Source organism: Streptomyces glomeratus, assembly GCF_021462825.1.
Classification (GTDB): Bacteria; Actinomycetota; Actinomycetes; order Streptomycetales; family Streptomycetaceae; genus Streptomyces; species Streptomyces glomeratus.
The window spans coordinates 44,967-65,732 of sequence record NZ_JAKEEB010000027.1 but is presented as its reverse complement, the minus strand read 5'-3'; the positions used below and the strand labels follow the sequence as shown (position 1 = coordinate 65,732).

The 20,766-nt window shown below is 72.7% G+C and carries 19 protein-coding genes; 8 read left to right on the top strand and 11 right to left on the bottom strand.

Annotated features, from left to right (window positions below; genetic code table 11):
• Positions 1-4 precede the first annotated feature (4 nt).
• The 3 genes from LZ604_RS25935 to LZ604_RS25925 all read right to left on the bottom strand — a co-directional run bounded on the left by LZ604_RS25935 (position 5) and on the right by LZ604_RS25925 (position 2,501).
• Positions 5-1,531 carry an RICIN domain-containing protein gene (locus LZ604_RS25935; protein ID WP_372482202.1) on the bottom strand — a complete coding sequence of 509 codons (1,527 nt, stop codon included), beginning with the start codon at positions 1,529-1,531 and terminating at the stop codon, positions 5-7.
• 343 nt (positions 1,532-1,874) lie between these two features.
• A complete protein-coding gene (locus tag LZ604_RS25930; protein ID WP_234517888.1) occupies positions 1,875-2,252 on the bottom strand; it encodes a toxin Doc in 378 nt (125 codons plus the stop codon).
• A 3-nt stretch (positions 2,253-2,255) separates the two neighbouring features.
• Positions 2,256-2,501, bottom strand: a complete 246-nt coding sequence (locus tag LZ604_RS25925) for a hypothetical protein (protein ID WP_234517887.1) — start codon at positions 2,499-2,501, stop codon at positions 2,256-2,258.
• A gap of 228 nt (positions 2,502-2,729) precedes the next feature.
• Between LZ604_RS25925 and LZ604_RS25920 the strand changes: the two genes are divergently transcribed.
• A complete protein-coding gene (locus LZ604_RS25920; protein WP_234517886.1) occupies positions 2,730-5,114 on the top strand; it encodes a SpoIIE family protein phosphatase in 2,385 nt (794 codons plus the stop codon).
• 18 nt (positions 5,115-5,132) lie between these two features.
• On the opposite strand, the gene LZ604_RS25915 is transcribed toward LZ604_RS25920, so the two are convergent.
• Complete coding sequence (locus LZ604_RS25915; RefSeq protein ID WP_234517885.1) at positions 5,133-7,073, bottom strand: ricin-type beta-trefoil lectin domain protein; 1,941 nt, start codon at positions 7,071-7,073, stop codon at positions 5,133-5,135.
• A gap of 420 nt (positions 7,074-7,493) precedes the next feature.
• Positions 7,494-8,024 carry a flavoprotein gene (locus LZ604_RS25910; RefSeq protein WP_234517884.1) on the bottom strand — a complete coding sequence of 177 codons (531 nt, stop codon included), beginning with the start codon at positions 8,022-8,024 and terminating at the stop codon, positions 7,494-7,496.
• Between the two features lie 107 nt (positions 8,025-8,131).
• On the opposite strand from LZ604_RS25910, the gene LZ604_RS25905 reads away from it, so the two are divergent.
• Positions 8,132-8,761, top strand: coding sequence for a TetR/AcrR family transcriptional regulator (locus LZ604_RS25905; RefSeq protein WP_234517883.1), 630 nt, complete (start codon positions 8,132-8,134; stop codon positions 8,759-8,761).
• Positions 8,762-8,871: 110 nt separating this feature from the next.
• Here LZ604_RS25905 and LZ604_RS25900 read toward each other — a convergent pair whose 3' ends face one another.
• The gene (locus LZ604_RS25900) at positions 8,872-9,090 is read right to left on the bottom strand and encodes a ferredoxin (RefSeq protein ID WP_234517914.1); all 219 of its coding nucleotides are present in this window, start codon (positions 9,088-9,090) and stop codon (positions 8,872-8,874) included.
• Positions 9,091-9,130: 40 nt separating this feature from the next.
• Positions 9,131-10,339: a cytochrome P450 gene (locus LZ604_RS25895; RefSeq protein WP_234517882.1), complete on the bottom strand. Its 1,209-nt coding sequence runs from the start codon at positions 10,337-10,339 to the stop codon at positions 9,131-9,133.
• Positions 10,340-10,727: 388 nt separating this feature from the next.
• On the opposite strand from LZ604_RS25895, the gene LZ604_RS25890 reads away from it, so the two are divergent.
• Positions 10,728-11,360 (top strand): LysE family transporter, encoded by a 633-nt coding sequence (locus LZ604_RS25890; RefSeq protein ID WP_234517881.1) that lies wholly within the window; start codon positions 10,728-10,730, stop codon positions 11,358-11,360.
• A 162-nt stretch (positions 11,361-11,522) separates the two neighbouring features.
• Positions 11,523-11,969 (top strand): nitroreductase family deazaflavin-dependent oxidoreductase, encoded by a 447-nt coding sequence (locus LZ604_RS25885; RefSeq protein ID WP_234517880.1) that lies wholly within the window; start codon positions 11,523-11,525, stop codon positions 11,967-11,969.
• A 67-nt stretch (positions 11,970-12,036) separates the two neighbouring features.
• Here LZ604_RS25885 and LZ604_RS25880 read toward each other — a convergent pair whose 3' ends face one another.
• Positions 12,037-14,373, bottom strand: coding sequence for a SpoIIE family protein phosphatase (locus LZ604_RS25880; RefSeq protein WP_234517879.1), 2,337 nt, complete (start codon positions 14,371-14,373; stop codon positions 12,037-12,039).
• A gap of 195 nt (positions 14,374-14,568) precedes the next feature.
• Positions 14,569-15,219 carry a MerR family transcriptional regulator gene (locus tag LZ604_RS25875; protein WP_234517878.1) on the bottom strand — a complete coding sequence of 217 codons (651 nt, stop codon included), beginning with the start codon at positions 15,217-15,219 and terminating at the stop codon, positions 14,569-14,571.
• A 173-nt stretch (positions 15,220-15,392) separates the two neighbouring features.
• Here LZ604_RS25875 and LZ604_RS25870 point away from each other — a divergent pair, with 173 nt between their 5' ends.
• Positions 15,393-15,824, top strand: coding sequence for a DUF3291 domain-containing protein (locus LZ604_RS25870; protein ID WP_234517877.1), 432 nt, complete (start codon positions 15,393-15,395; stop codon positions 15,822-15,824).
• Between the two features lie 18 nt (positions 15,825-15,842).
• Here the strand turns inward: LZ604_RS25870 and LZ604_RS25865 are convergent, their stop codons facing one another.
• Entirely contained in the window at positions 15,843-16,781 is a 939-nt protein-coding gene (locus tag LZ604_RS25865) for a cation diffusion facilitator family transporter (protein WP_234517876.1), read from the bottom strand.
• Between the two features lie 227 nt (positions 16,782-17,008).
• On the opposite strand from LZ604_RS25865, the gene LZ604_RS25860 reads away from it, so the two are divergent.
• The gene (locus tag LZ604_RS25860) at positions 17,009-18,019 is read left to right on the top strand and encodes a glutathione S-transferase family protein (protein WP_234517875.1); all 1,011 of its coding nucleotides are present in this window, start codon (positions 17,009-17,011) and stop codon (positions 18,017-18,019) included.
• 88 nt (positions 18,020-18,107) lie between these two features.
• Positions 18,108-18,413 carry a DUF4235 domain-containing protein gene (locus LZ604_RS25855; RefSeq protein ID WP_234517874.1) on the top strand — a complete coding sequence of 102 codons (306 nt, stop codon included), beginning with the start codon at positions 18,108-18,110 and terminating at the stop codon, positions 18,411-18,413.
• A gap of 31 nt (positions 18,414-18,444) precedes the next feature.
• Here LZ604_RS25855 and LZ604_RS25850 read toward each other — a convergent pair whose 3' ends face one another.
• Positions 18,445-18,837 (bottom strand): VOC family protein, encoded by a 393-nt coding sequence (locus LZ604_RS25850; RefSeq protein ID WP_234517873.1) that lies wholly within the window; start codon positions 18,835-18,837, stop codon positions 18,445-18,447.
• Positions 18,838-19,091: 254 nt separating this feature from the next.
• Here LZ604_RS25850 and LZ604_RS25845 point away from each other — a divergent pair, with 254 nt between their 5' ends.
• Positions 19,092-20,723 carry an amidohydrolase gene (locus LZ604_RS25845; RefSeq protein WP_234517872.1) on the top strand — a complete coding sequence of 544 codons (1,632 nt, stop codon included), beginning with the start codon at positions 19,092-19,094 and terminating at the stop codon, positions 20,721-20,723.
• Positions 20,724-20,766: the final 43 nt, after the last annotated feature.

Sequence of the window (20,766 nt, the reverse complement as noted above, 5' to 3'; positions counted from 1 at the left end):
GGCCTCACCTCGGGGAAATCTGCTCGGCCGGCAGCACGGACCGGTGATCGTCCGCCCCGGCGACGGACAGCGACATGGGCTTCGCCGGCTGGCCGTCGGTCGCCCACCGCTGGGTGTCGGAGCCGTCCCGGGTCCTGATGACGATGTCGGTGTCCGGGTCGGTGCTCGCGGGTGTGACGGCGAGGTTCTCGTTCCCGCGTGGGAGCAACTCGCCCCGCGCGGTGAGGTCGTAGCGGACGTCGTCGGCGTGTGCCTGGCCCGCGTCGACGCACGGGGCGAGCGTCGGGATCCCGTCCGCGGCGCGGGAGTCGAGGCACAGCCCCGGGTCGGCGATGCTGCGCAGCAGACCGTCGCTCTCGTACGACCACTGCTGCGTCAACGCGGACGAGCACGTCGCGAGCCGGGTGTGCGCGCCGGCCCGCACCGTGCCGCGAATGTCCAGGCAGAGGCCGGCGCCGAGGTCGCGCAGCCGGGTCCGCTGCGGGGCCACGGCGTGTCCGGCCGTGCCGGACTGAGCCCCGGAGCCGGGAGCGGGTGTCAGCGTCGTACTCGTGCCGCTCGCACGGGTGGAGGCGACCGGGTCGGCTCCACCGTCGTTCGTCCACAGGCCGGCCACCAAAAGCCCCGCGAGCACGACCGCGGCGGTGAGGCCGACACCGGTCAGCAGGGCCCTGGTGTTCCGCTCCTCCGCGATCCGGCGGCCCTCCGCCGGAATGCGGGAGAGCAGTCGGCGGCGTCCGCCGGCCGCGTGTCTGCCGTTCCCGCCCGGACCGGGCCGGGTGGGAGCGCGATACGCCCTGCGGCCGGGCCGGGAGTCGAGATAGCGCTGTGCCCCCCAGCCGAGGACCGCTTCGGCGAGCAGTCCGCCCAGCGCTCCCTCGAAATGGCTCAACTGCTCCGCGGCGGAACGGCAGTAGGGGCACTCCAGGAGATGCTGCTGCACCTCCGGCAACAGGGCGCCGCCACGGCGCAGGGGGATGTCGAGGAGCCGGTTGTGGAAGCGGCAGGCGTTGGTCGGCGCCAGCTCCCGGTGGGCCCGTACACAGCCAGCCCGGAACTGGTCGCGCGCCTGCTCCAGTGCCGCCGCGGCGGCCTCGGAGTTCATGCCCAGCAGAACCGCCGGGACCGATATGTGCTCGGCCTCGACCTCGGTGTGCCACAGCAGGCACTGGGCGAGTTCGGGAAGTCCCCGGAAGGCACGCTCGGCGAGGATGCGGTTCTCGGGGGTCAGGGACTTCGCGTTGCGGATGCCCCGGCCGCCCGCGGGCTTCCTCAGCTCGCGGAGAACCCCGGATATCCGCTCGTCGGCGGCCCACTCCCCGACCGTGTCCCGTACCGCCACCAGAATCCGGGGCCGCAGGGCGCCCGCGGACCCGGAGCGCATGAGCTCGCCGAGGATCCGGTGGAAGGCGGTGGCGGCGACCATCGAGGCGACGTCCGCGGAGGAGGCGAGACAGATCACCGCGTACTCGTGCGCGGGCTGCCAGTGCCGCGCCATCAGCAGCGCGACGGGCTGCGTGGCCTCGCCCACGGGCCGGCCCCTGAGCCGGGCGGCCAGTGCCTCGTCGGATTCCCCGGGGGCGAGGCGGGGACGGGGAGGATAGGACGGACGCGGGGGGTGGGGGGTGTGCACTGAACAGGTTCCTTCCGAGGCGCAAGGCGAGCGGCCATGGCCCATGCGCGAGAAGGTCACCTTCGCACAGGTCACTTAGGGCCAACAAGGCGCGTGAACTACATCCGTACCGACTGAAAGACGTCGGGCGCCAGCCCAACTCCTCAGGTCGGCAAGGGGTTCGGCGCAACCCGCGTACCCTGCGGCATTTCCGGCGCCCCATGTGACGCCAGCCCCCTGGCCCGGTAACGGCCTCGCCCCGTCAGATCTGCCAGGACCGCAGCCGGTCCGCCGCCTTGTAGACGTCGGTCTTTCCGGAGATGAGGTCGCGCGTGAGGTCGACCAGGGCGCCGTACGGCGGGTCGATGCCGACGCCGCTGACGAACATGTACGCGACCGCCGTGGCACAGGCGAAGCGTGCGTTCGCCGACGGCAGCGGCTTGAGCAGCGCCAGCGTGTGCAACAGGGCTGCCGCGCGCCAGGCCGGGTCGGAGTTCACACCGAGGCGGGGCGGGTCGACACGGTGCCGGGCGACCGCCGCGACCAGCGCGGAGAAGTCGTTGATCACCGGCTGGTCCGGAAGGACCTCTTCATGGCGCTGGAGCAGCCAGGGCACGTCGATATGGAGGACGGAGGCCATCGGTCAGGCGCCCCGCCCCTCGTCCTTGGTGTGCGGCTCGTCCTCGGGGAAGGCCGCAGCGAACTCGTCCGCGTGCCCGGCGAAGAACCGGCGGAAGGCCTCGGCGCCCTCCTGAAGGGCCCGGTGCCGCGCGATGTCGGCCGCGGCGGCCTCACGCACCAGGGCCTTCATCGACGTACCGCGTTCCTTGGCGATCTGTCGCAGGTCCTCGAGCTCCCGGTCACTGAACTCCACGTTGAGGGCTGGCATGACCCACACGGTACCGTCCGGGTACTCCCGGGTAAATACACGCAGGTGGGAGCGGGATGTGAGAGGTACCGAAGCCGGGTGAAGAGCCCACCGCCCGCCGACCCGCGGTCCGGCGGCCGGACCGGATCCCTCCGGCCACCGGCTTCGGGGGTACGGAATCCGGCCACGGTCTAGGCTGGAACACGAGTGACGTGCTTGTTCACCGAGAGTGTGCGCAGGGGAGTGGCGATGAGCCCGGTGCATCCGCCCGGCGAAGCCGCCACGGCTCGGGCAGTCATCGACGGGAACGGCGTCCTGGTGCACTGGAACGAGCACGCGGGCCGACTGCTGGGCTATGCGCCCGAGGAGGTCGAGGGCCGCCCCGCCGCTGAGCTGCTCGTCCCCGGCAGTCCGGTACCGCGGCCCGAACCGGACGGCACCCGCTGGAGCGGCACGGTCGAGCTGCGCCACCGCGACGGCCGCGCCCTGCCGGTGTGGCTGCTCGCCCACCGCCGTCAGCACGCCCAGGGTGAGGCATGGCTGGTCGTCACTCCCGTCGGCGACTCGGGCCGCCACCCGGGGGACGACGCGCTGATACGGGCGGCGCTGACCTGCTCGCCCTGCGCCCTCGCGGTCTACGACGAGGACCTGAGGCTGTACGCCTGCAACCAGGCGATGGCCGAGCTGGTCGGTCTTCCGCAGGAGCGCATCCGGGGTCTGCGGCTCGCGGAGATCGTCGGCAGGCCCGAGAGCGAGGAACTGGAGTTCCAGGCCCGCGAAGTGCTGGAGAGCGGCCGGAGGCGGGATGTGCAGACGTATCTGCGCAGCGGGGCCGAGGGCCGGACACATGCCTGGCTCGCGCGGTTCGCCCCGCTCGCCGACGGCGGCGGCCGGATGCGCGGGGTGTGCATGACCGCACACGACTTCACCGACCAGTTTCTGGCCAGGGAGCGGCTGCAGTTGGTCAACGAGGCCAGCATCCGTATCGGGACCACCCTCGACGTCATACGCACGGCGCAGGAGCTGGCCGATGTGTGCGTGCCCCGGCTCGCCGACTTCGTCAGCGTCGATCTGCTGGACCCGCCGGACGACGAGGGCCGTCCGGGGCCCTCCTCGGTCACCGCGCCGGTCACGCTGCGCCGCGCCGCCCACCGGTCGATCACTCCCGGCTCCCCCGAGGCGCTGATCGAGCCCGGCCGGGTGGGCCTGTACCCCGCCTCATCGCCGCAGGCGTCCTCCCTGGTGGCGGGCCGGACGATGGTCGCGACGGACCTCGCCACCTCGCTCACCGAGTGGCTCGAATGGGACCGGGCCCGGGGCGAACGCGTCCGTGAACTCGGTGTGCACTCCACGATGTCGGTTCCCATCCGCGCCCGCGGCGGGCGATTCGGAGTGGTCGTGCTGCGACGATTCCGGCGTCAGGAGCCGTTCACGCCGGACGACGTGCTGATCGCCGAGGAGATCACGGCGCGGGCCGCCGTCTGCATCGACAATGCGCGGCGGTTCGGCCGCGAGCGCGAGACGGCGCTCGCCCTCCAGCGCAGTCTGCTGCCGCGCAAACTGCCGTACACCGCGGCGCTGGACACCGCCTACCGCTATCTGCCCGCGGCCCGCGCCGGTGTGGGCGGCGACTGGTTCGACGTGATCCCGCTGTCGGGACTGCGGATGGCCATGGTCGTCGGTGACGTGGTCGGGCACGGTGTCCAGGCCTCCGCCACCATGGGGCGGCTGCGCACCGCCGTGCGTACGCTCGCCGACATCGATCTGGCACCGGAGGAGCTGCTCACCCATCTCGACGATCTCGTCATACGCATGTCCCAGGAAGGGGGGCTCGAGGGCACGACCGGTGAGGTGGGCGCCACCTGTCTGTACGCGGTGTACGACCCGGTCTCGCGCCGGTGCACGCTGGCGCGGGCGGGCCATCCCGCCCCGTTGATGGTGCCGCCGGGCGGGACGGCACGGCAGATCGAGCTGCCCGGCGGGCCGCCCCTGGGGCTCGGCGGGCTGCCGTTCGAGTCGATGGAGATCAACCTGACCGAGGGTACGGTGCTCGGCCTGTACACCGACGGGTTGATCGAGAGCCGTCAGCGTGACATCGACACGAACCACCGGCTGCTCTGCTCGGTCCTCGACGAATGCGCGGCCGGTCCGGTTTCGCTGGACGAGGCCTGTGACCGGATCCTGAACGCGCTGCTTCCCCCGGGCGGTGTCCCGGACGACGTGGCCCTGCTGCTCGCCCGCGCGCACGGGCTGCCCGCCTCACAGGTGGAGACCTGGGAGATCGGCGCCGATCCGGCGCTGGTGGCGACGGTCCGCAAGGAGGTCGTGGGGCAACTGGAGATGTGGCGGCTGAGCGATGTGACGTTCACGGCCGAGCTGGTGGTCAGCGAGCTGGTCACCAATGCCCTCCGATACGGCGAGCATCCGATCCGGCTCCGGCTGATCCATGACGCCGCCACGCTGATCTGCGAGGTGTCCGACGGCAGCCCCACCGCCCCGCATCTGCGCCGGGCCCGGACGTTCGACGAGGGCGGCCGAGGTCTGCTCCTGGTGGCCCAGCTCGCCCAACGCTGGGGCAGCCGCCACACCGCCGAGGGCAAGACGATCTGGGCCGAGCTGAACCTGCTGGAGTGAGGCCGCGGCCGGTCCCGGTCAGTGGCCGCCGCGAGCCCCGGACGGACCCCGGCCCTCGTGTCCGCCCCAGTCACTGTGCCCGTCCTGGGCGTCTTGGTCGCCCGGCGGACAGTACCGGCCCGGACAGCCGCCCGCCTTCGGGGAGGACGGCCCGTCCGTGGGCCGCGCCCGCGTCGACCAGGTGGGAGCCGGCCCCGGCGCGCTCCCGCTCGCCGGGGCCGCCGAGCGGGACGGCCCGGCGCCGCGGGCCGCCGGAGCCCTCGACAACTCCTCGGCTCCCCCGTCGGCCGTCGCCATCCGCGGCGCGTTCGAGGTGTCCGCATGCCAGCGCTGGGTGTGGCCGCGCGTCCGCGGCTTGAGTACGAGTCCCGCGTCCCGGTCGGAGGAGGCGGGGGTCAGGGCCAGGTCCTGGTTCCAGCGCGGGACGAGCGCGCCCTGGAGGGTGAAGTCGTAACGGACGTTCTCCGCCCCGGGCTCCGAGGCCCCTGCGCAGGCGGCGAGTTGCACCGAGTAGCCGAGGTGGGAGTCGAGGCACAGCCCGGGCGCGGCGGCGCTGCGCAGCAGCCCGTCGCTGCCGTACGCCCACTGCTGGGTGGGCGTGGGCGCGCAGGAGATGAGCAGGGCCTCGGCGCCGACGACCGCCTTGTCCTTGTCGAGGCCGATGCACAGGCCGCTGTCCTCGTTGCGCAGCCAGCCCTCGAAGGCGCCGGTGGGCACATCGGCGGCGGTGCCGATCAGGGAGGGCGATCCGGAGTGGCTCGTCCCTGCCGGGCTGGGCTCACCGGACGGTGTGCCCGTGCCGGTGGCGGCGCCCCCAGCCGACCGGGTCCCGGACCACACGGCCAGCGGGACGAGGACGAGCGCACCCACCGCGGCCGCGGCGAAGGCGAGTTGGCGACGCTGCGGCGAGCGGCGGGGGGCCTTGTGCGCGGCGGTGGGGCGCGGGCCCGCCGCGGTCGGCACGGCGCTCGCGGAGCGGCCGCCGCCCCTGGCGTCCGTCGCGGTGGTGTCCCGATGGCCGGGGCCGGCCGGGTCGTTGGGAGCCGTGACCTCCACGGGCGTCGCCCGCGGGCGTGCGTCGGCCGGGTCGATCAGCGGCTCGCCTCCGACGAGGGGCTTCACGGGGGCCGCCGGCGCCTCGGTCACCTCGACGGGCGTGGTCTTGGTCTCCAGGTAGGCCTGCGCGCCCCAGCCGAGCACACCCTCCGCCAGGAGCAGCGGGAGGCGCCGGTGGAAGCCCTCCAGTTGCTCAGCGGCGTGGTGGCAGTGCGTGCAGCCGTCCATGTGGCGGTGCAGATCGGGATCGAGGATGTCGTCCGACCGGCGCAGGGAGACGTCCAGCAGCCGGGCGTAGCGGCGGCACTCCTCGTCGGGGGCGGACTCGCGGTGGACGTCCAGGCACGCCTCACGTATCTGCTCGCGCGCCCGGTCCAGCCGTACCACGGCGTCTGCGGGATCGATGCCCAACAGGGCGGCGGGGAGAGCGGGTTCCTCCCGTTCGACCTCGGCGTGCCACAGCAGACACCGGGCTGGTTCGGGGAGCCGCTGGAAGGCAAGCGACACGAGCCGCCGGGTCTCGGGGGGCGACAGCCGTGCCGCGGCGCGCTCGCCGCCGCCGGGGTCGGAGCGCAGTGCGCGGTGCAGGAGGGCGCGTCGGTGGTCGGTGTCCCATTCCGCCGCGAGACGGCGGACGGCGACGAGCAATTGGGGCCGCCAGGCGGCCGTGGGTCCGCCCTGCCGCGCGGAGTCCTCGAAGAGCCGGGTGAAAGCTGCCGTGGTGAGCATTCCGGCGGGATGAGCCCCGTCGGTGCACAGCCGGGCGTAGGAGAAGGCGGCCTCCCAGTGACGGCCGAGCAACTCGCCGACCGGATGGTGCACGGGCCTCTTGCCCGCGGACTTCTTCAGCTCGGCGGCGAGCTGTTCGTCCGTCGCGCCGTACGACGGGAGGGAGTTCGGCAAATTACGCCGACTCCCGTCTTTCACGTTCACGTTCCTCCAGAACCCACGCAGACACTTCTTTAGTCCGTACCAATGAAGGCACCGCCCGGCCGGCTGCACGCAGGACGTGTCCATCGGAATTTTCCGACGTGTCGAACAACCGCCCGAGACACCACCGGTTGCAGCGGACGGCGCACGACAACGCCGGATGCGCAGCGGTGAGGAGAATGATCCGCGCGCCGACGGTGACACTTTTCCATAGGTCGCCGAGGGCGAACAAGAGAGTCCCTCGCTTTCCGTTTCCGGTGCGGCGGGGCTGTATTGACAGAAAGTCAGTCAACAGCGTCCGGGCGCCTAATTCCGCGCCCTCCGGCGCACTCGACCCGGAAAATTCGACCGGCAGTTCGGTCCCTTTCGAAAGCCGGGCGGCAATGGGTCTCGTCAGTGCGGCGGGAGCAGCTCCAGAGCCCGCCGCCAGTGGAACTGGGGATGTCCGCCTTCCTCGTCCGCCTCTCCGGCGTACGGGTCCCCGAACCGGACCCCCATGCCGCCCAGCCGTTCGAGGCTGGCGCGGTAGGCGGGATGGGCCGCCAGCGCCTCGCTCACACAGGGCAGGACTGCGATCGGCACGCCCAACCCGTACGCCTCGCACAGGGCGCCCAGGGCGAGGGTGTCGGATATGCCGGCGGCCCACTTGTTGACGGTGTTGAAGGTGGCCGGGGCCACGACCACCGCGTCCGGGTCCGGAAACGGCCGCGGGTCGCCCGGGGCGCGCCAGGCGGAGCGGATCGGACGGCCCGTGCGCGCCTCGACGTCGGCGGTGTCGAAGAAGCGGAGGGCGAGCGGGGTGGCGATCACGCCCACCTCCCAATCGGCCTCCTGGGCGGCCGTGATCAGCTTGCCGACGCCCTGTGCGACACCCGCGGCGCAGACGACGATGTACAGGAAGGGTTTTGAGGCGTCCTGGGTCACGTCTGCACTCTAGGCGGCGGAGCAGAGACGGCGTGGCCGGTCATGCCGCTGCTACCGTAGAGAACGCCGGTTCTCTCGGTCGAGGACGCCCCAGGAGGGACGCGTACATGGACACCGAAGTCGCCCGCGCCCGGGCGCTGGACGCCGCGGAGGAGCTGTTCTACGGCCGTGGCATACAGAGCGTCGGGATGGACGACATCCGCGGCACCTCAGGTGTGTCGCTCAAGCGCCTCTACCAGCTCTTCCCCGCCAAGGAGCAGCTGGTCGAGGCATATCTGCAGCGGCGTGACGAGCGCTGGCGGCAGCGGCTGGCGGAGTACGTGGACCGGCACACGGACCCCGTGGAGCGCCTTCTGGCCGTGTTCGAGTGGCTGCGGGAGTCGTGCGCCGAGCCCGGCTTCCGCGGGTGCGCCTGGATCAACTCCTACGGCGAACTGGGCGCCACCTCCCCGCGGGTGCTGGCCCAGGTACGCGCCCACAAGCAGGCGTTCAAGGCGTACCTGGCCGGTCTGGTGGGCGATGCGGGCCTGCCCGCACCTCTCGGCGACCAGCTCTTCCTGCTGGCCGAGGGCGCCATGGTGACGGCGGGCATGGAGGCCTCCCCCGCACCCGCCGACCAGGCACGCCGGGCCGCCGAACTGCTGCTGGCGGCCCACCGGTGGCGGGAGACCGACCGGGAGACGGCCGATCCGGGCCGCGCGGCCGGGTGCGGGGACGCCGGCGTCCGCAGACGCTGACCGCCGAGGACGGCCCCTCGGTTCGTCCGCGTGGGCCGTCCTCGGCGTTCTCGGGTTCTCGGGTTCCGGGGTTCTGGGTTCTCGGGTTCTCGGCGAATGGGCCGGCGGGGTCAGCCGGCCCGGGAAGCCTCGACTCCTTTCTCGCTGATGGTGATGGCGCTCACCGGGCAGGCCCGTGCGGCCTCCCGCACCAGCGGGTCGCCGCCCCCGTCCTCCTTGCCGGGCAGCAGCTCGCTGTAGCCGTCGTCGTCCTGGGTGAAGACGCCCGGAGCGGTGAGGGCGCACTGGCCTGCACCGATACAGACGTCCCTGTCGATGGAGATGGAAATCGAGCTGTCGGAGATGTCATCGGTCATGGTCGCCAGCCTCTTACCAGGTCACGGGGAGTTCCAGCATCCCCTGGATCGTGTCGCCCGGTTTGAAGGGGATCTTTTCCGCCGGAGCGGCGAGCCGCAGCCCGGGCAGCCGCTCGAACAGCGTGCGCAGGGCGATCTCCAGCTCGGCCCGGGCCAGGTTCTGCCCGAGGCACTGGTGGATGCCGAACCCGAAGGCGACGTGATGGCGGGCGGTGCGGTGCCAGTCCAGCGTGTCCGGTTCGGGGAAGGCCGTGGTGTCCCGGTTGATGACGGAGGTGGAGAACAGAACGCCCTCGTCGGCGCGGATGATGCTCCCGGCGACCTCGATGTCCTCGGTGGCCACGCGCAACAGCCCGTCGGCGATCGACAAGAAGCGCAGCAGTTCCTCGACCGCGGCGGACATCAGGCCGGGGTCGGCGCGCAGCTCGGCGAGCTGCTCGGGGTGCCGGAGCAGCGTGAACGTGCCGAGGGAGATCATGTTGGCGGTCGTCTCATGCCCGGCGACCAGCAGAAGCGTCGCCATGGAGACCAGTTCGGCCCGGTCCAGCGCTTCCTCGCGCAGCTGCTCCTGGATCAGCTCGTCGAGCAGTCCGTCCCCCGGCTGCTCGCGCTTCGCGTCGATCAGCTCTCCGAGGTAGGCGTCCATGCGGTCGCGGGCGTCCTGGGTGTCGGCCGGGGTGGGGCCGCGCAGCAGCCTGCGGGACTGCTCCTCGAAGAACTCGTGGTCGGCGTAGGGGACACCCAGCAGCGCGCAGATCACCATCGACGGAAGCGGCAGCGCGAAGGCGCTCACCAGTTCGGCCGGCGGGCCGGCGGCCTCCATGGCGTCCAGCAGCCGGTCGACCGTCTCCTGGATGCGCGGGCGCAGGGCGGCGACCCGCTTGAGGGTGAAGCTCGGCACCAGCATGCGACGCTGTGTGCGGTGCCGGGGGTCGTCCACGCCGAGCAAGGTCAGCCGGCGGTTGCGTGCTGCGGCGAAGCGTGCGTTGATCGCCGGGAACGCGTCCCGGCTGCGGTCGGAGGACAGGCGCGGATCCGCGAGGAGCTCCCGGGCCGCGGAGTGGCCGGTGACCACCCAGACGTCACGCCCGTCGTAGAGGGTGACGCGGGTCAGCGGTCGTGTGGTGCGCAACGGATCGTAGGCGGCGGGCGGGTGGTAGGGGCAGGTGCGGTCCTGGGGAAAGTCGACGGTTTCTGACTGGGTCACAGCGGGTTTCGTCATGAATGACCTCGCACGCGAAGATTCGCTCTTGCCGATCATCACCAATTAGATGCCCGAGGCACCTACAGGGCCACTCGAAGTTCGGCCAGATCCGCCGAATGCCGTATGTGGCCGAAGCCCGTCGTCGGGCCGACGGCCGCAGGCGGATGGTTGTCGCCGGGCCGAAGTCTGTCGCCGGCCCGGCGGGCCGCGCCGTCGCATCCGACGGGAGTGCGTCGCGCGTCCCCGCGCTGACCATCGTAATTCGCTTGCCCGTGCTCCCGGCGCTCCCCCAGGATCGGCGCATGCCTCTCCCCGCCCCCGCCCTGCCGCCGACCTCCGCCGCCGCCCGTTCCGGCCGGGGCCGACAGCAGTTCGGCCGTCCCCGGAGGCTCTCGCCGCCCCGGTCGTGACCGCGGCGCTGGTGGCGGGACTGGTCGCGGGGTACGGCATCGCCGTACCCGTCGGAGCGGTCTCCGCCTATCTGCTCTCCCTCACCGCCCGTACCTCCCTGCGGATCGGTGCGTGCGCCGCGCTCGGCGTCGCCACCGCCGACGGGATCTACGCCCTGGCGGCGGCCGTCGGCGGCTCCGCCCTCGCCGCCGCGCTCCAGCCGGTGCTGACCCCGCTGCGGTGGGCGTCCGCGCTGGTCCTTGCCGCTCTCGCGGTGCGCGGTGCCGTCGGCGCGGTGCGCCGGTACCGCTCAGAGGGGAGGTCCCTGCCCACTCGCGCGGCGCCGTCGGGCCCCGGGCGGGCGTATCTGGGGCTGCTCGGCGTCACCCTGCTCAACCCCACCACGGTGATCTACTTCGCCGCACTGGTGCTCGGGGGCCGCGCCGCGGACCCGGTGCGGCCGCTGGAACAGGGCCTCTTCGTCGCCGCGGCCTTCCTCGCGTCGGCCAGTTGGCAGCTGCTGCTGGCCGGGGGTGGGGCGCTGCTGGGCCGGGCGCTGACCGGACGGCGCGGGCGCCTTGCGACGGCGCTTGTCTCCAGTGCGGTGATCGCGGCGCTGGCGGTGCGGGTGCTGACCGGGCCCGCGTGAGGCGAAGCGTTGCGTGGTCCCGCCCTCACGCCCGGAGCGTGGTGAGGATGAAAGCGGCGGCGGCTGGTGTTCAATCGTGCAGCGCGCGGACCCGCGGCGATGCCTACGGCCGCGGCCCGCCGGACGAGACAGCAGTCGTACGCGACGAGGGGACGGATGCACATGGCTCTTGAGGGCGAGTACGAACCCAGCCCGACGCAGTGGGTGCGCGAACAGGTGGAGCTGTATGAGAGTTCCGGCGGCACCAAGGGGACGACCCTCCTCGACACGGGGATGCCGGTGATCATCCTCACCACCCTGGGCGCCAAGAGCGGCAAGATCCGTAAGACTCCGCTGATGCGCGTCGAGCACGAGGGCCGGTACGCGGTGGTCGCCTCGCTGGGCGGCGCGCCCAAGCACCCCGTCTGGTACTACAACGTGACGCAGCATCCCACGGTGGAACTCCAGGACGGGGCGGTACGCCAGGAGATGACGGCCCGTGAGGTGACGGGCGAGGAGAAGGCGCAGTGGTGGGAGCGGGCGGTCGCCGCCTATCCCCCGTACGCCGACTACCAGAAGAAGACGGACCGTGAGATCCCCGTCTTCGTGCTGGAGCCCACCGGGAAGTGAACGAGCCGGAGCCGCGGGCCGCACGGCGCCCCCGCCGTGCGGCCGTCCGCGTCTTTGCGGTCGTGTGTCAGTCGGGGAGCGGCTGCTCGGCCCAGATCGTCTTGCCCTCGTCGGTCTGCCGGCTGCCCCAGCGCTGGGTGAGCTGGGCGACCAGCAACAGGCCCCGGCCGCCCTCGTCGAAGGCGTGGGCCCGGCGCAGATGCGGTGAGGTGGAGCTGCCGTCGGAGACCTCGCAGATCAGCGAGCGGTCGCGGATCAGCCGCAGCTGGATGGGCGGCCCGCCGTACCGGATCGCGTTGGTCACCAGCTCGCTGACCACCAGTTCCGTGACGAACGCGGTCTCCTCGAGGCCCCACCGGGCCAGCCGCTCGATCGCCTGCTGCCGGGCGGCGGCCACCTGCGCCGGGTCCGCCGGGACGTCCCAGGTGGCGACCCGGTCGGCGCCCAGGGCCCGGGTCCGGGCCAGCAGCAGGGCCACGTCGTCGCCGGGTTCCTCGGAGAGCACGGCCGTCAGCACCGTGTCGCACAGGGCGTCTAGGGAGTCTCGCGGGACCTCCAGCGCTCGGCACAGTTCGGTGGCGCCGCGGTCCAAGTCGCGCCCGCGGCCCTCGATCAGCCCATTGGTGTAGAGGGCGATCAGCGAGCCCTGTGGCAGCTCCACCTCCGTCGCCTCGAAGGGCAGGCCGCCGACGCCCAGGGGCGGGCCGGCCGACATGGTGACGAGCCGGGCGCTGCCGTCGGGCCGCAGGACGGCCGGAGCGGGGTGTCCCGCGGCGGCCAGGCCCAGACGGCGCGAGACGGGATCGTAGACGGCGTACAGACAGGTCGCGCCGAGTTCGCCGACCTCGTCGCCGGCCTCCTCCGCCGCGAGATGGGCGACCAGGTCGTCGAGGTGGGTGAGGAGTTCGTCGGGCGCGAGGTCCACGTCGGCCAGAGTGCGCACGGCCGTGCGCAGACGGCCCATGGTCGCCGAGGAGCGGATACCGTGCCCGACCACGTCGCCGACGACCAGGGCGACCCGGCTGCCGGACAGCTGGATCACATCGAACCAGTCACCGCCGAAGCCTGCCCTGGCCACGGAAGGGACATAGCGGTGGGCCACCTCGAGCGCGACCGGCCCGTGCAGACCGCGCGGCAGCAGGCTGTGCTGGAGGGCGAGCGCGGTCGACCGCTCGCGTGCGAAGCGGCGGGCGTTGTCGACGCAGACGGCCGCCCGGCTCGCGAGCTCCTCGGCGAGGACGGCGTCGTCGTCGGCGTACGGGTCCTGCTTGCCGATGCGCAGGAAGACCGCGACGCCCAGGGTGGTGTCGCGGGCTCTCAGCGGCACCGCCACCAGGGAGTGGGCGCCGCGGCGGGCCGCGGGATCGCCGACTCCCCGGGCGTTGCGCTCCTGTAGCCAGCGGTCGAAGTCGGGCTCGCCCGCCCGGCGCAGCACGGCCCGGCACTCCCGCAACGCGCGTGCGGGCGGCGAGTGGGGCGCGTAGGTGTCGTCCTCGCCCAGCCTGACCGCGGCCTCGGGTGTCCCCTCGGTGGCGGACCGATGGGCGACGCGGCACAGGACGAGGCCGTCGCCGCGTCGCATGGGCCGTTCGTCCTGGCCGAGGACCCAGTCGAAAAGGTCCACGATGGCGAAGTCGGCGAACCGCGGAACGGCCACGTCCAGCAGCTCTTCGGCGGTGCGCGTCACATCCAGCGTGGTGCCGATGGCGGTCGCGGCCTCGTTCAGCAGGGCCAGACGGTCACGGGCCCGGTACTGTTCGCTGTTGTCGACGGCAGCCACGGCGACGGCGGTCACCGGACCTGAGCCGCTGCGCACCGGCCACATGTCGATGGTCCAGGCATGCTCCCGGCGCTCCGAGGACATACGGGTGTGGCTCTCGTAGTGCGCGGGACGCCCGGTCTCGGCGACCTGGCGCAGGTGGCTTCGGAAGCGCCGGCGGGACTCGTCGTCCTTCACCAGGCTGTCGCCGAGCCTCCGCCCCACCAGCTCGTCCGCCTCGGCCTCCAGGATCTCGGCGGTTTTGTCGTTGGCGCGCAGACACCGCTGCTGTGTGTCGAACACGGACATTGCGATCGGCGCCTGCTGGAAGGCGTGGGCCACCAGCAGCGGTTCCCCGGCATCGGGCACGGTGGTGACCGCGAACGCCCGCGGCTCGGGGTCCACGCCCAGCAGGGGATACGCGCTGACGCGGAGGGGGACGGGGCGGCCGTCCTGGTGCCGCAGGATGACGGTGCCGGTCAGCGCGGTCAGCGGCGGAGGGGACACGTCACCGGCGAGCAGTTCCTGCGCCGGGCGTCCCACGACGTCCTCGGCCGCGTATCCCGTCAGCCGCCGGGCACCTTCGCTCCATCCCGTCACCGTGCCCCGGGCATCGATGATCGCCGCAGCGGCGACTTCCTCCATATGGTCCAGAATGATTCCTCCGGGACGCCGCCTCAACCGGGGCCCGGCGGCGGTGACCGCGCTCCCGCGGGGCACCGAGCGGCCCGTCCGCGGCGGTGACGTCGGCGGCCATCCGGGGCACGGGGCCGATCGGGGTCGGGCGCCACGGGCCGCCGCACGGCGGCCGCCGGTATGCCGCGGGAGCCGGGCACCCGGTCAGCCGTCGGCGTGCCGGCGGGCCGACTCGTTCTCCTGCGCCAGGCGCCGCAGGGCGAGCAGCGCGGGCTCCAGGAGAACGGTCAGCACAAGCGCACGTTCCATGACCTCCGACGAGTCGTCGAGTCCTTCGAGTTGGTCGAGATCGAGGGCCGCGGTCCGCTCCGCCAGGCGCGCGTACGGCAGCAGGGCACGCCGGTCGAGCGGGGCGCCGAGGCTGCGCAGCGAGGCCAGGGTCTCGGCCAGGGTGGTCCTGGCCGGCGCGCCCTTGTGGACCACCCAGCCCAACTCGTCCACCAGCTTGTCGACTTCAGCCCGTTCCGCGGATCCCTCCGAAGCGGCGTCGGCGGGTTCCCCGGCCGGTCCCGCCGAGGCGGCCGGACCGATCGAGCCCAGGGACAGCCCGAGCAGCAGGTGGATGTCACCGGTGTGCTCCTCCAGTGCGCCCAGAAGGTCCCGGGTGGTGCTGACGGACAGACCGCGGACGCCGGTGAGCGCGCGGATCAGGCGCAGTCGCCGCAGATGGTCGTCGTCGTACTCGGCCTGGGTCGCGGACAGTTGACGGCCGGGCGGGAGCAGCCCCTCACGAAGGTAGTACTTGATCGTCGTGACGGAGACGCCACTGCGGCGGCTCAGCTCTGACAGGCGCATCGTGGCGGCTCCGCTCTGGTCATTGGATACCTCTACTGTCTAACATGGATAGCGGAGGTATCCAAGTGAGCCTCCCGCTCGCCCGTGCCCGTGGTGCGCCCTTTGTCGCGCTTCCTTGCCGGTCTGTTCGCACCACGGACACCCTCCACTCCCCGCCGGAAGAAGGCAGTGCCGTGCCCACACTCCCCTGGACCACCGTCAACGCCCCCGCACCCGACGCCGAGGCCGTCGTGATGGCGTCCCGCCTGGAGGTCCGGTCGTTCGCCGACGTACCCCGGTTCTTTCTGCGCTCGCTCGCCGCATGGAAGCAGGTGAGGAGCGCGCCGGGCGCATATGGCGCCTCACTGGTCGCCCAGCCGCTCAAGCGCACCTTCTGGACCCTCTCGGCGTGGGAGGACAGGCAGGCCCTGTACGCGTACGCCAAGGCCGAGCCCCACCGCTCGGTGATGAACGGCCTGCGCTCCACGATGAGCCGTTCGGTCTTCACCTTCTGGCAGGTACCGGCCGCGGAGCTGCCCCTCGACTGGGCGGACGCCCGGCATCGGCTGGCCGAGCAGGAGCGCCGGGACGCGGAGCGCGCCGACGGGCCCGCCACGGCCGTCTGACCCCGCCGGGGGGCGTCGTCAGGTCCCGCCGGGCTCGCCCGCCGCGGCGGGGCCACCCTCACGCCGCTCCGCCGCGCGGGTCGGGGCGTCCGTGATGTCGAGGAACACCTGGTGGGTCTCCGGGACGGTGTGCGCGACCGAGCGTTTGATGCGCACCGCGACCTCCTCGACCTCTTCGCTGTCCAGGCCGGGGACCAGGTCGACGCGCGCGGCGACCAGAAGGGAGTCGAGGCCCAGTTGCATGGTGAGCAGCGCCTCCACACTGTCGATCTCGGGCTGTGCCTTCAGCAGCGCGCGGATCCGGTCGCTCAGCTCCGGGTCGGCCGCCTGGCCGATCAGCTGGTCCCGGGCCTCCCGGCCGAGGCGGTAGGCGACGTACACGAGCAGCACACCGATGGCGAGCGAGGCGGACGCCTCCCACACGACGTTCCCCGTGGCCATGTGCAGCGCCATACCGGCGATCGCGAGGACCACGCCGAGCACCGCCGTGCTGTCCTCGGCGAGCACCGTGCGCAGAGCCGGGTCCCGCAGCGCCTGGGCGGCCGTATCGTGCTGCCGGTGCACCTGGTGCAGGGCCCGCACCAGGGAGCCGCCCTCCGACAGCAGCGCCACGACGAGCACGGCGAGCCCCGCCACATAGCCGCTGTGTGACTCCTTGGCGCCGCCTTTCAGGGCTTCGAGGCCCTGGAAGAAGGAGAAACAGCCGCCCATCACGAAGATGCCGACGGCCGCGAGCAGCGACCAGAAGAACCGCTCCTTGCCATAGCCGAAGGGATGTCGCCGGTCGGCCGGGCGGCGGCTGCGGCGCAGGGCGGCCAGCAGGAAGATCTCGTTCAGGCTGTCGGCGACGGAGTGAGCGGCCTCCGACAGCAGGGCGGGCGAGCCCGCGAGGAGTCCGCCCACGGCCTTGGCGACGGCGATCACCAGGTTCGCGCCGAGTGCCACGAGCACCGTCACCCGAGTCCTGCCGTCCGAGCTCCCGCCACGCCCTCCGGTTCCGTGGCCGGGCGCCTCGCGGTGCGAAGGCTCCCCCGCCGGCCGGGGCCGTGCCGACTGTCCCGTGTTGGAAGATGTCCCGCTCACGTCGCCCGACTGCCCCGATCCACCGGCCTCACACGGTGCCGAGGCGCAAAACGGGGAACCCGCCTTCCGTGCGGGCGGACGCCCACGTCAGGAGAGGCAGCATGGCCGACGGCAACAGCGCGTACGGGAAGAAGCAGTTCAAGAGGTCCAGGAGTCACTTCGCCGACCGCGTCACGGCGGACGGGCGCGACGGCTGGCCGGTGGCGGAGGGCCGCTACCGGCTGGTGGTCAGCCGGGCCTGCCCCTGGGCGAGCCGCGCCGTGATCTCGCGGCGGCTGCTCGGCCTGGAGGACGCCCTGTCGCTGGCCATCGCCGATCCGGTCCAGGACGACCGCAGCTGGCGGTTCACCCTCGACCCCGGCGGCCGTGACCCCGTCCTCGGCATCCGCTTTCTCAGTGAGGCATACAACGCCCGGGAGACCGGCTATCCGGGCGGCGTGAGCGTGCCCGCCGTCGTGGACGTGCCGAGCGGTCGGCTGGTGACCAACGACTTCCAGCAGATCACCCTCGATCTGGCCACCGAGTGGACGGCGCTGCACCGCGAAGGGGCGCCGGACCTGTACCCCGAGCGACTGCGTGACGAGATCGACGACGTGATGCGGGTCGTGTACGAGGACCTCAACAACGGCGTCTACCGGGCCGGTTTCGCCACCGGCCAGACCGAGTACGAGCAGGCGTGCACCGATGTGTTCCGCCGGCTGGAGTGGCTGTCGGAGCGCCTGGCCGGGCGACGGTACCTGGTCGGCGACACGATCACCGAGGCCGACATCCGGCTGTTCACCACACTCGTACGTTTCGACCCCGTCTACCACGGCCACTTCAAGTGCAACCGCCGGAAGCTGGCCGAGGACCCGGTGCTGTGGGCGTACGCCCGCGACCTGTACCAGACGCCCGGTTTCGGGGACACCGTCGACTTCGACCACATCAAACGGCACTACTACCAGGTCCACACGGGCATCAACCCGACCGGGATCGTGCCGCTCGGACCGGACCTGGCCGGCTGGCTCTCGCCGCACGGCCGGGAGGGGCTGGGCGGGCGCCCGTTCGGTGACGGCACGCCGCCGGGTCCGGTGCCCGCGCGCGAGGAGGTGCCGGCCGCGGGCCGGCCCTGACGGCGGGGCGGCAGCGGCCGCGACGCGCGGTACGCGGGCGCGCGGGCAGCAGGTTGACAGACAGCACAGCAAAGGACAGGAGAGGAACGTGGCCAAGGACAAGAAGAAGGCGAAGCTTCCGCTGGTCTACAAGCCGGTGGGATTCGCCCTCGGCTGGGCGAGCGGCGCCCTCGCGGGGCTCGCCTTCCGCACGGCGTGGAAGGCGATCCGCCACGAGGACGACGCGCCCGACGCGCTGGACAAGGACCGCGGCTGGGGCGAGGTGCTGCTCGCGGCGGCCGTCCAGGGCGCCCTCTTCGCCGTGGCACGCAGTGTGGCGGACCGCACGGGAGCGAAGGCGATCGAGCGGTCGACGGGTGTGTGGCCGGCCAGGACCAACGGCGGCCGGGACTGAGTCCCACGCCGCCGCACGGCCATGCGCCGCCTCACCCCTGCTTCGGCCCCGTGGCCCGGGTCAGGCGCAGGGTGAAGGAGTGCCCGGCGGGGTCGGCATAACCGCGTTCCTCGAACGGCCCCGCCGCGTCCTTGGCCTCCAGTGGACGGCCGCCCAGGCCGACCACCCTGCGCTCGGCCTCGTCGAGGTCGTCGACCAGGAAGTCCAGATGCACCTGGAGGGAGTTCTCGGGGCGGGGCCAGCTCGGCGGGGTGGCGTTGGTGTCACGGCGGAACGCCATCCGCATCCCGTCGGGGCTGCGAACCTCCACCCGGTTCGCGGTCGCGTCGGTCTCCTCGGCGCCGAGGAGTTCCCTGTAGAACACTGCGAGCTTCTCGGGCTCGGCGCAGTCCAGGACCACGACGCCCGCCATGACCAGTGTCATGCCTTCCTCCCTGAGAGGTCCGGGGCGGGGCCACCCCGCCCCCCATGGGTCCCCGGATACCCCGTCCCCGGGTTTCACTCGGCGGCGCGCCCTGCTACCGGCCGCCAACGCCGGTACGCGCGGCAGAAGTTCGGCGATACTCGATCGCTTACGCCCTTTTCCGCGCGACGCGCGGCCCGACGAGCCGATCGGCCGGGGCCCATCCCGGTCACCCCCGGCCGGCCCTCCGGCGCCCTTCGACGGAACGGAGAACCATGCACGCCGATCTTCTCTTCACCGGTGGCCCCGTCCTCACCCCCGACGGGCCCTTCACCACCTCGGTGGCGGTCGCCGGTGACCGGATCGCCGCGGTCGGCGACGGCGCGGCTCGCGAACTCACGGGTCCGAGGACCGAGGTGGTCGACCTGGCCGGACGGCTGTTGCTGCCCGGATTCCAGGACGCGCACGTCCACCCCGTCCCGGCCGGGCTCGAACTCACCCGGTGCGACCTCACCCGCGCGAGGACCGCCGAGGACACCCTGGCCGCCGTCCGCGCGTACGCCGAGGCGCATCCGGACCGCGAGTGGATCACCGGCGGCGGCTGGTCTCTGGAGGCGTTCGAGGGCGGGACACCGACCAGGGAGCTGCTGGATGCGGTGGTCCCGGACCGGCCGGTGCACCTGGTGAACCGCGACCATCACGGCGCCTGGGTCAACAGCCGTGCCCTGGAACTCGCGGGCATCACCCGCGACACTCCCGATCCGGCCGACGGACGGTTCGAGCGCGACGCCTCCGGGGAGCCCACGGGCATGCTCCAGGAGGGGGCCATGAGCCACGTCGGCCGGCTGACGCCCGCGGCCACCACCGCCGATCTGCTCGCCGCGCTGCTGTACGCCCAGCGGCATCTGCACGCGCTCGGCATCACGGCCTGGCAGGACGCCCTCGTCGGCGACTTCCTGGGGATGGACGACCCGTCCGGGGCGTATCTCACGGCGGCCCGCGACGGCTCGCTGACCGCCCGGGTCGTCGGCGCGCTGTGGTGGGACCGCGAGCGCGGCGCCGAGCAGATCCCCGAACTCGTCGAGCGCCGGGCCGCCCTGAGCCACGGCCGGTTCCGCGCGGGCAGCGTCAAGCTGATGCTGGACGGGATCGCCGAGACCGGCACGGCTGCGCTGCTCGACCCGTATCTGGACGGGTGCGGCTGTGCCACCGCGAACCGGGGCACCAGCTTCCTCGACCCCGCCCGGCTCCCCTCGTATGTCTCCGAGTTGGACGCGCTCGGCTTCCAGTGCCACTTCCATGCGCTGGGCGACCGGGCCGTACGGGACGCGCTGGACGCCGTCGAGGCGGCCCGCGAGGCCAACGGGCGCCGCGACACCAGACCGCACCTGGCCCATCTGCAGATCGTGCATCCGAACGACGTCCCGCGCTTCGCACGGCTCGGTGCCACGGCGACCGTCCAGCCGCTGTGGGCCGCGCACGAACCGCAGATGGACGAGCTGACCATCCCGTTCCTGGGAGCCGAACGGGCCGCCCTGCAGTACCCGTTCGGCGCCCTCCTGCGCTCCGGGGCGAGGCTCGCGGCGGGCAGCGACTGGCCGGTCAGCAGCCCCGACCCGCTGCACGGGATCCATGTCGCGGTCAACCGGGTTCTGCCGGGCGGCTCCGCCCCGGCCTTCCTGCCCGCGGAACGTATCGGCCTGACGACGGCGCTGACGGCGTACACGGCGGGATCGGCGTATGTGAACCACCTCGACGACACCGGCCGTATCAGCCCCGGGGCGCTGGCGGACCTGGTGGTGCTGGACCGCGACCCGTACGCGGGCCCACCCGAGGAGATCGGCGGGACAGGCGTGGCGCTCACCTATGTCGGGGGCGAGCGCGTGTTCACGGCGCCCGGCGCCTGACGCCGGCCGCACCCCGAAGATCACGTGATTCCAAGACACCTGT

Bases quoted from the DNA above. Each gene is read 5' to 3' on its own strand.
- LZ604_RS25925 (WP_234517887.1), bottom strand. From the start codon at position 2,501: ATGCCAGCCCTCAACGTGGAGTTCAGTGACCGGGAGCTCGAGGACCTG.
- LZ604_RS25850 (WP_234517873.1), bottom strand. From the start codon at position 18,837: ATGACACTGGTCATGGCGGGCGTCGTGGTCCTGGACTGCGCCGAGCCC.
- LZ604_RS25880 (WP_234517879.1), bottom strand. From the start codon at position 14,373: ATGGAGGAAGTCGCCGCTGCGGCGATCATCGATGCCCGGGGCACGGTG.
- LZ604_RS25920 (WP_234517886.1), top strand. From the start codon at position 2,730: ATGAGCCCGGTGCATCCGCCCGGCGAAGCCGCCACGGCTCGGGCAGTC.
- LZ604_RS25895 (WP_234517882.1), bottom strand. From the start codon at position 10,339: ATGACGAAACCCGCTGTGACCCAGTCAGAAACCGTCGACTTTCCCCAG.
- LZ604_RS25845 (WP_234517872.1), top strand. From the start codon at position 19,092: ATGCACGCCGATCTTCTCTTCACCGGTGGCCCCGTCCTCACCCCCGAC.
- LZ604_RS25860 (WP_234517875.1), top strand. From the start codon at position 17,009: ATGGCCGACGGCAACAGCGCGTACGGGAAGAAGCAGTTCAAGAGGTCC.
- LZ604_RS25875 (WP_234517878.1), bottom strand. From the start codon at position 15,219: ATGCGCCTGTCAGAGCTGAGCCGCCGCAGTGGCGTCTCCGTCACGACG.
- LZ604_RS25930 (WP_234517888.1), bottom strand. From the start codon at position 2,252: ATGGCCTCCGTCCTCCATATCGACGTGCCCTGGCTGCTCCAGCGCCAT.
- LZ604_RS25905 (WP_234517883.1), top strand. From the start codon at position 8,132: ATGGACACCGAAGTCGCCCGCGCCCGGGCGCTGGACGCCGCGGAGGAG.
- LZ604_RS25885 (WP_234517880.1), top strand. From the start codon at position 11,523: ATGGCTCTTGAGGGCGAGTACGAACCCAGCCCGACGCAGTGGGTGCGC.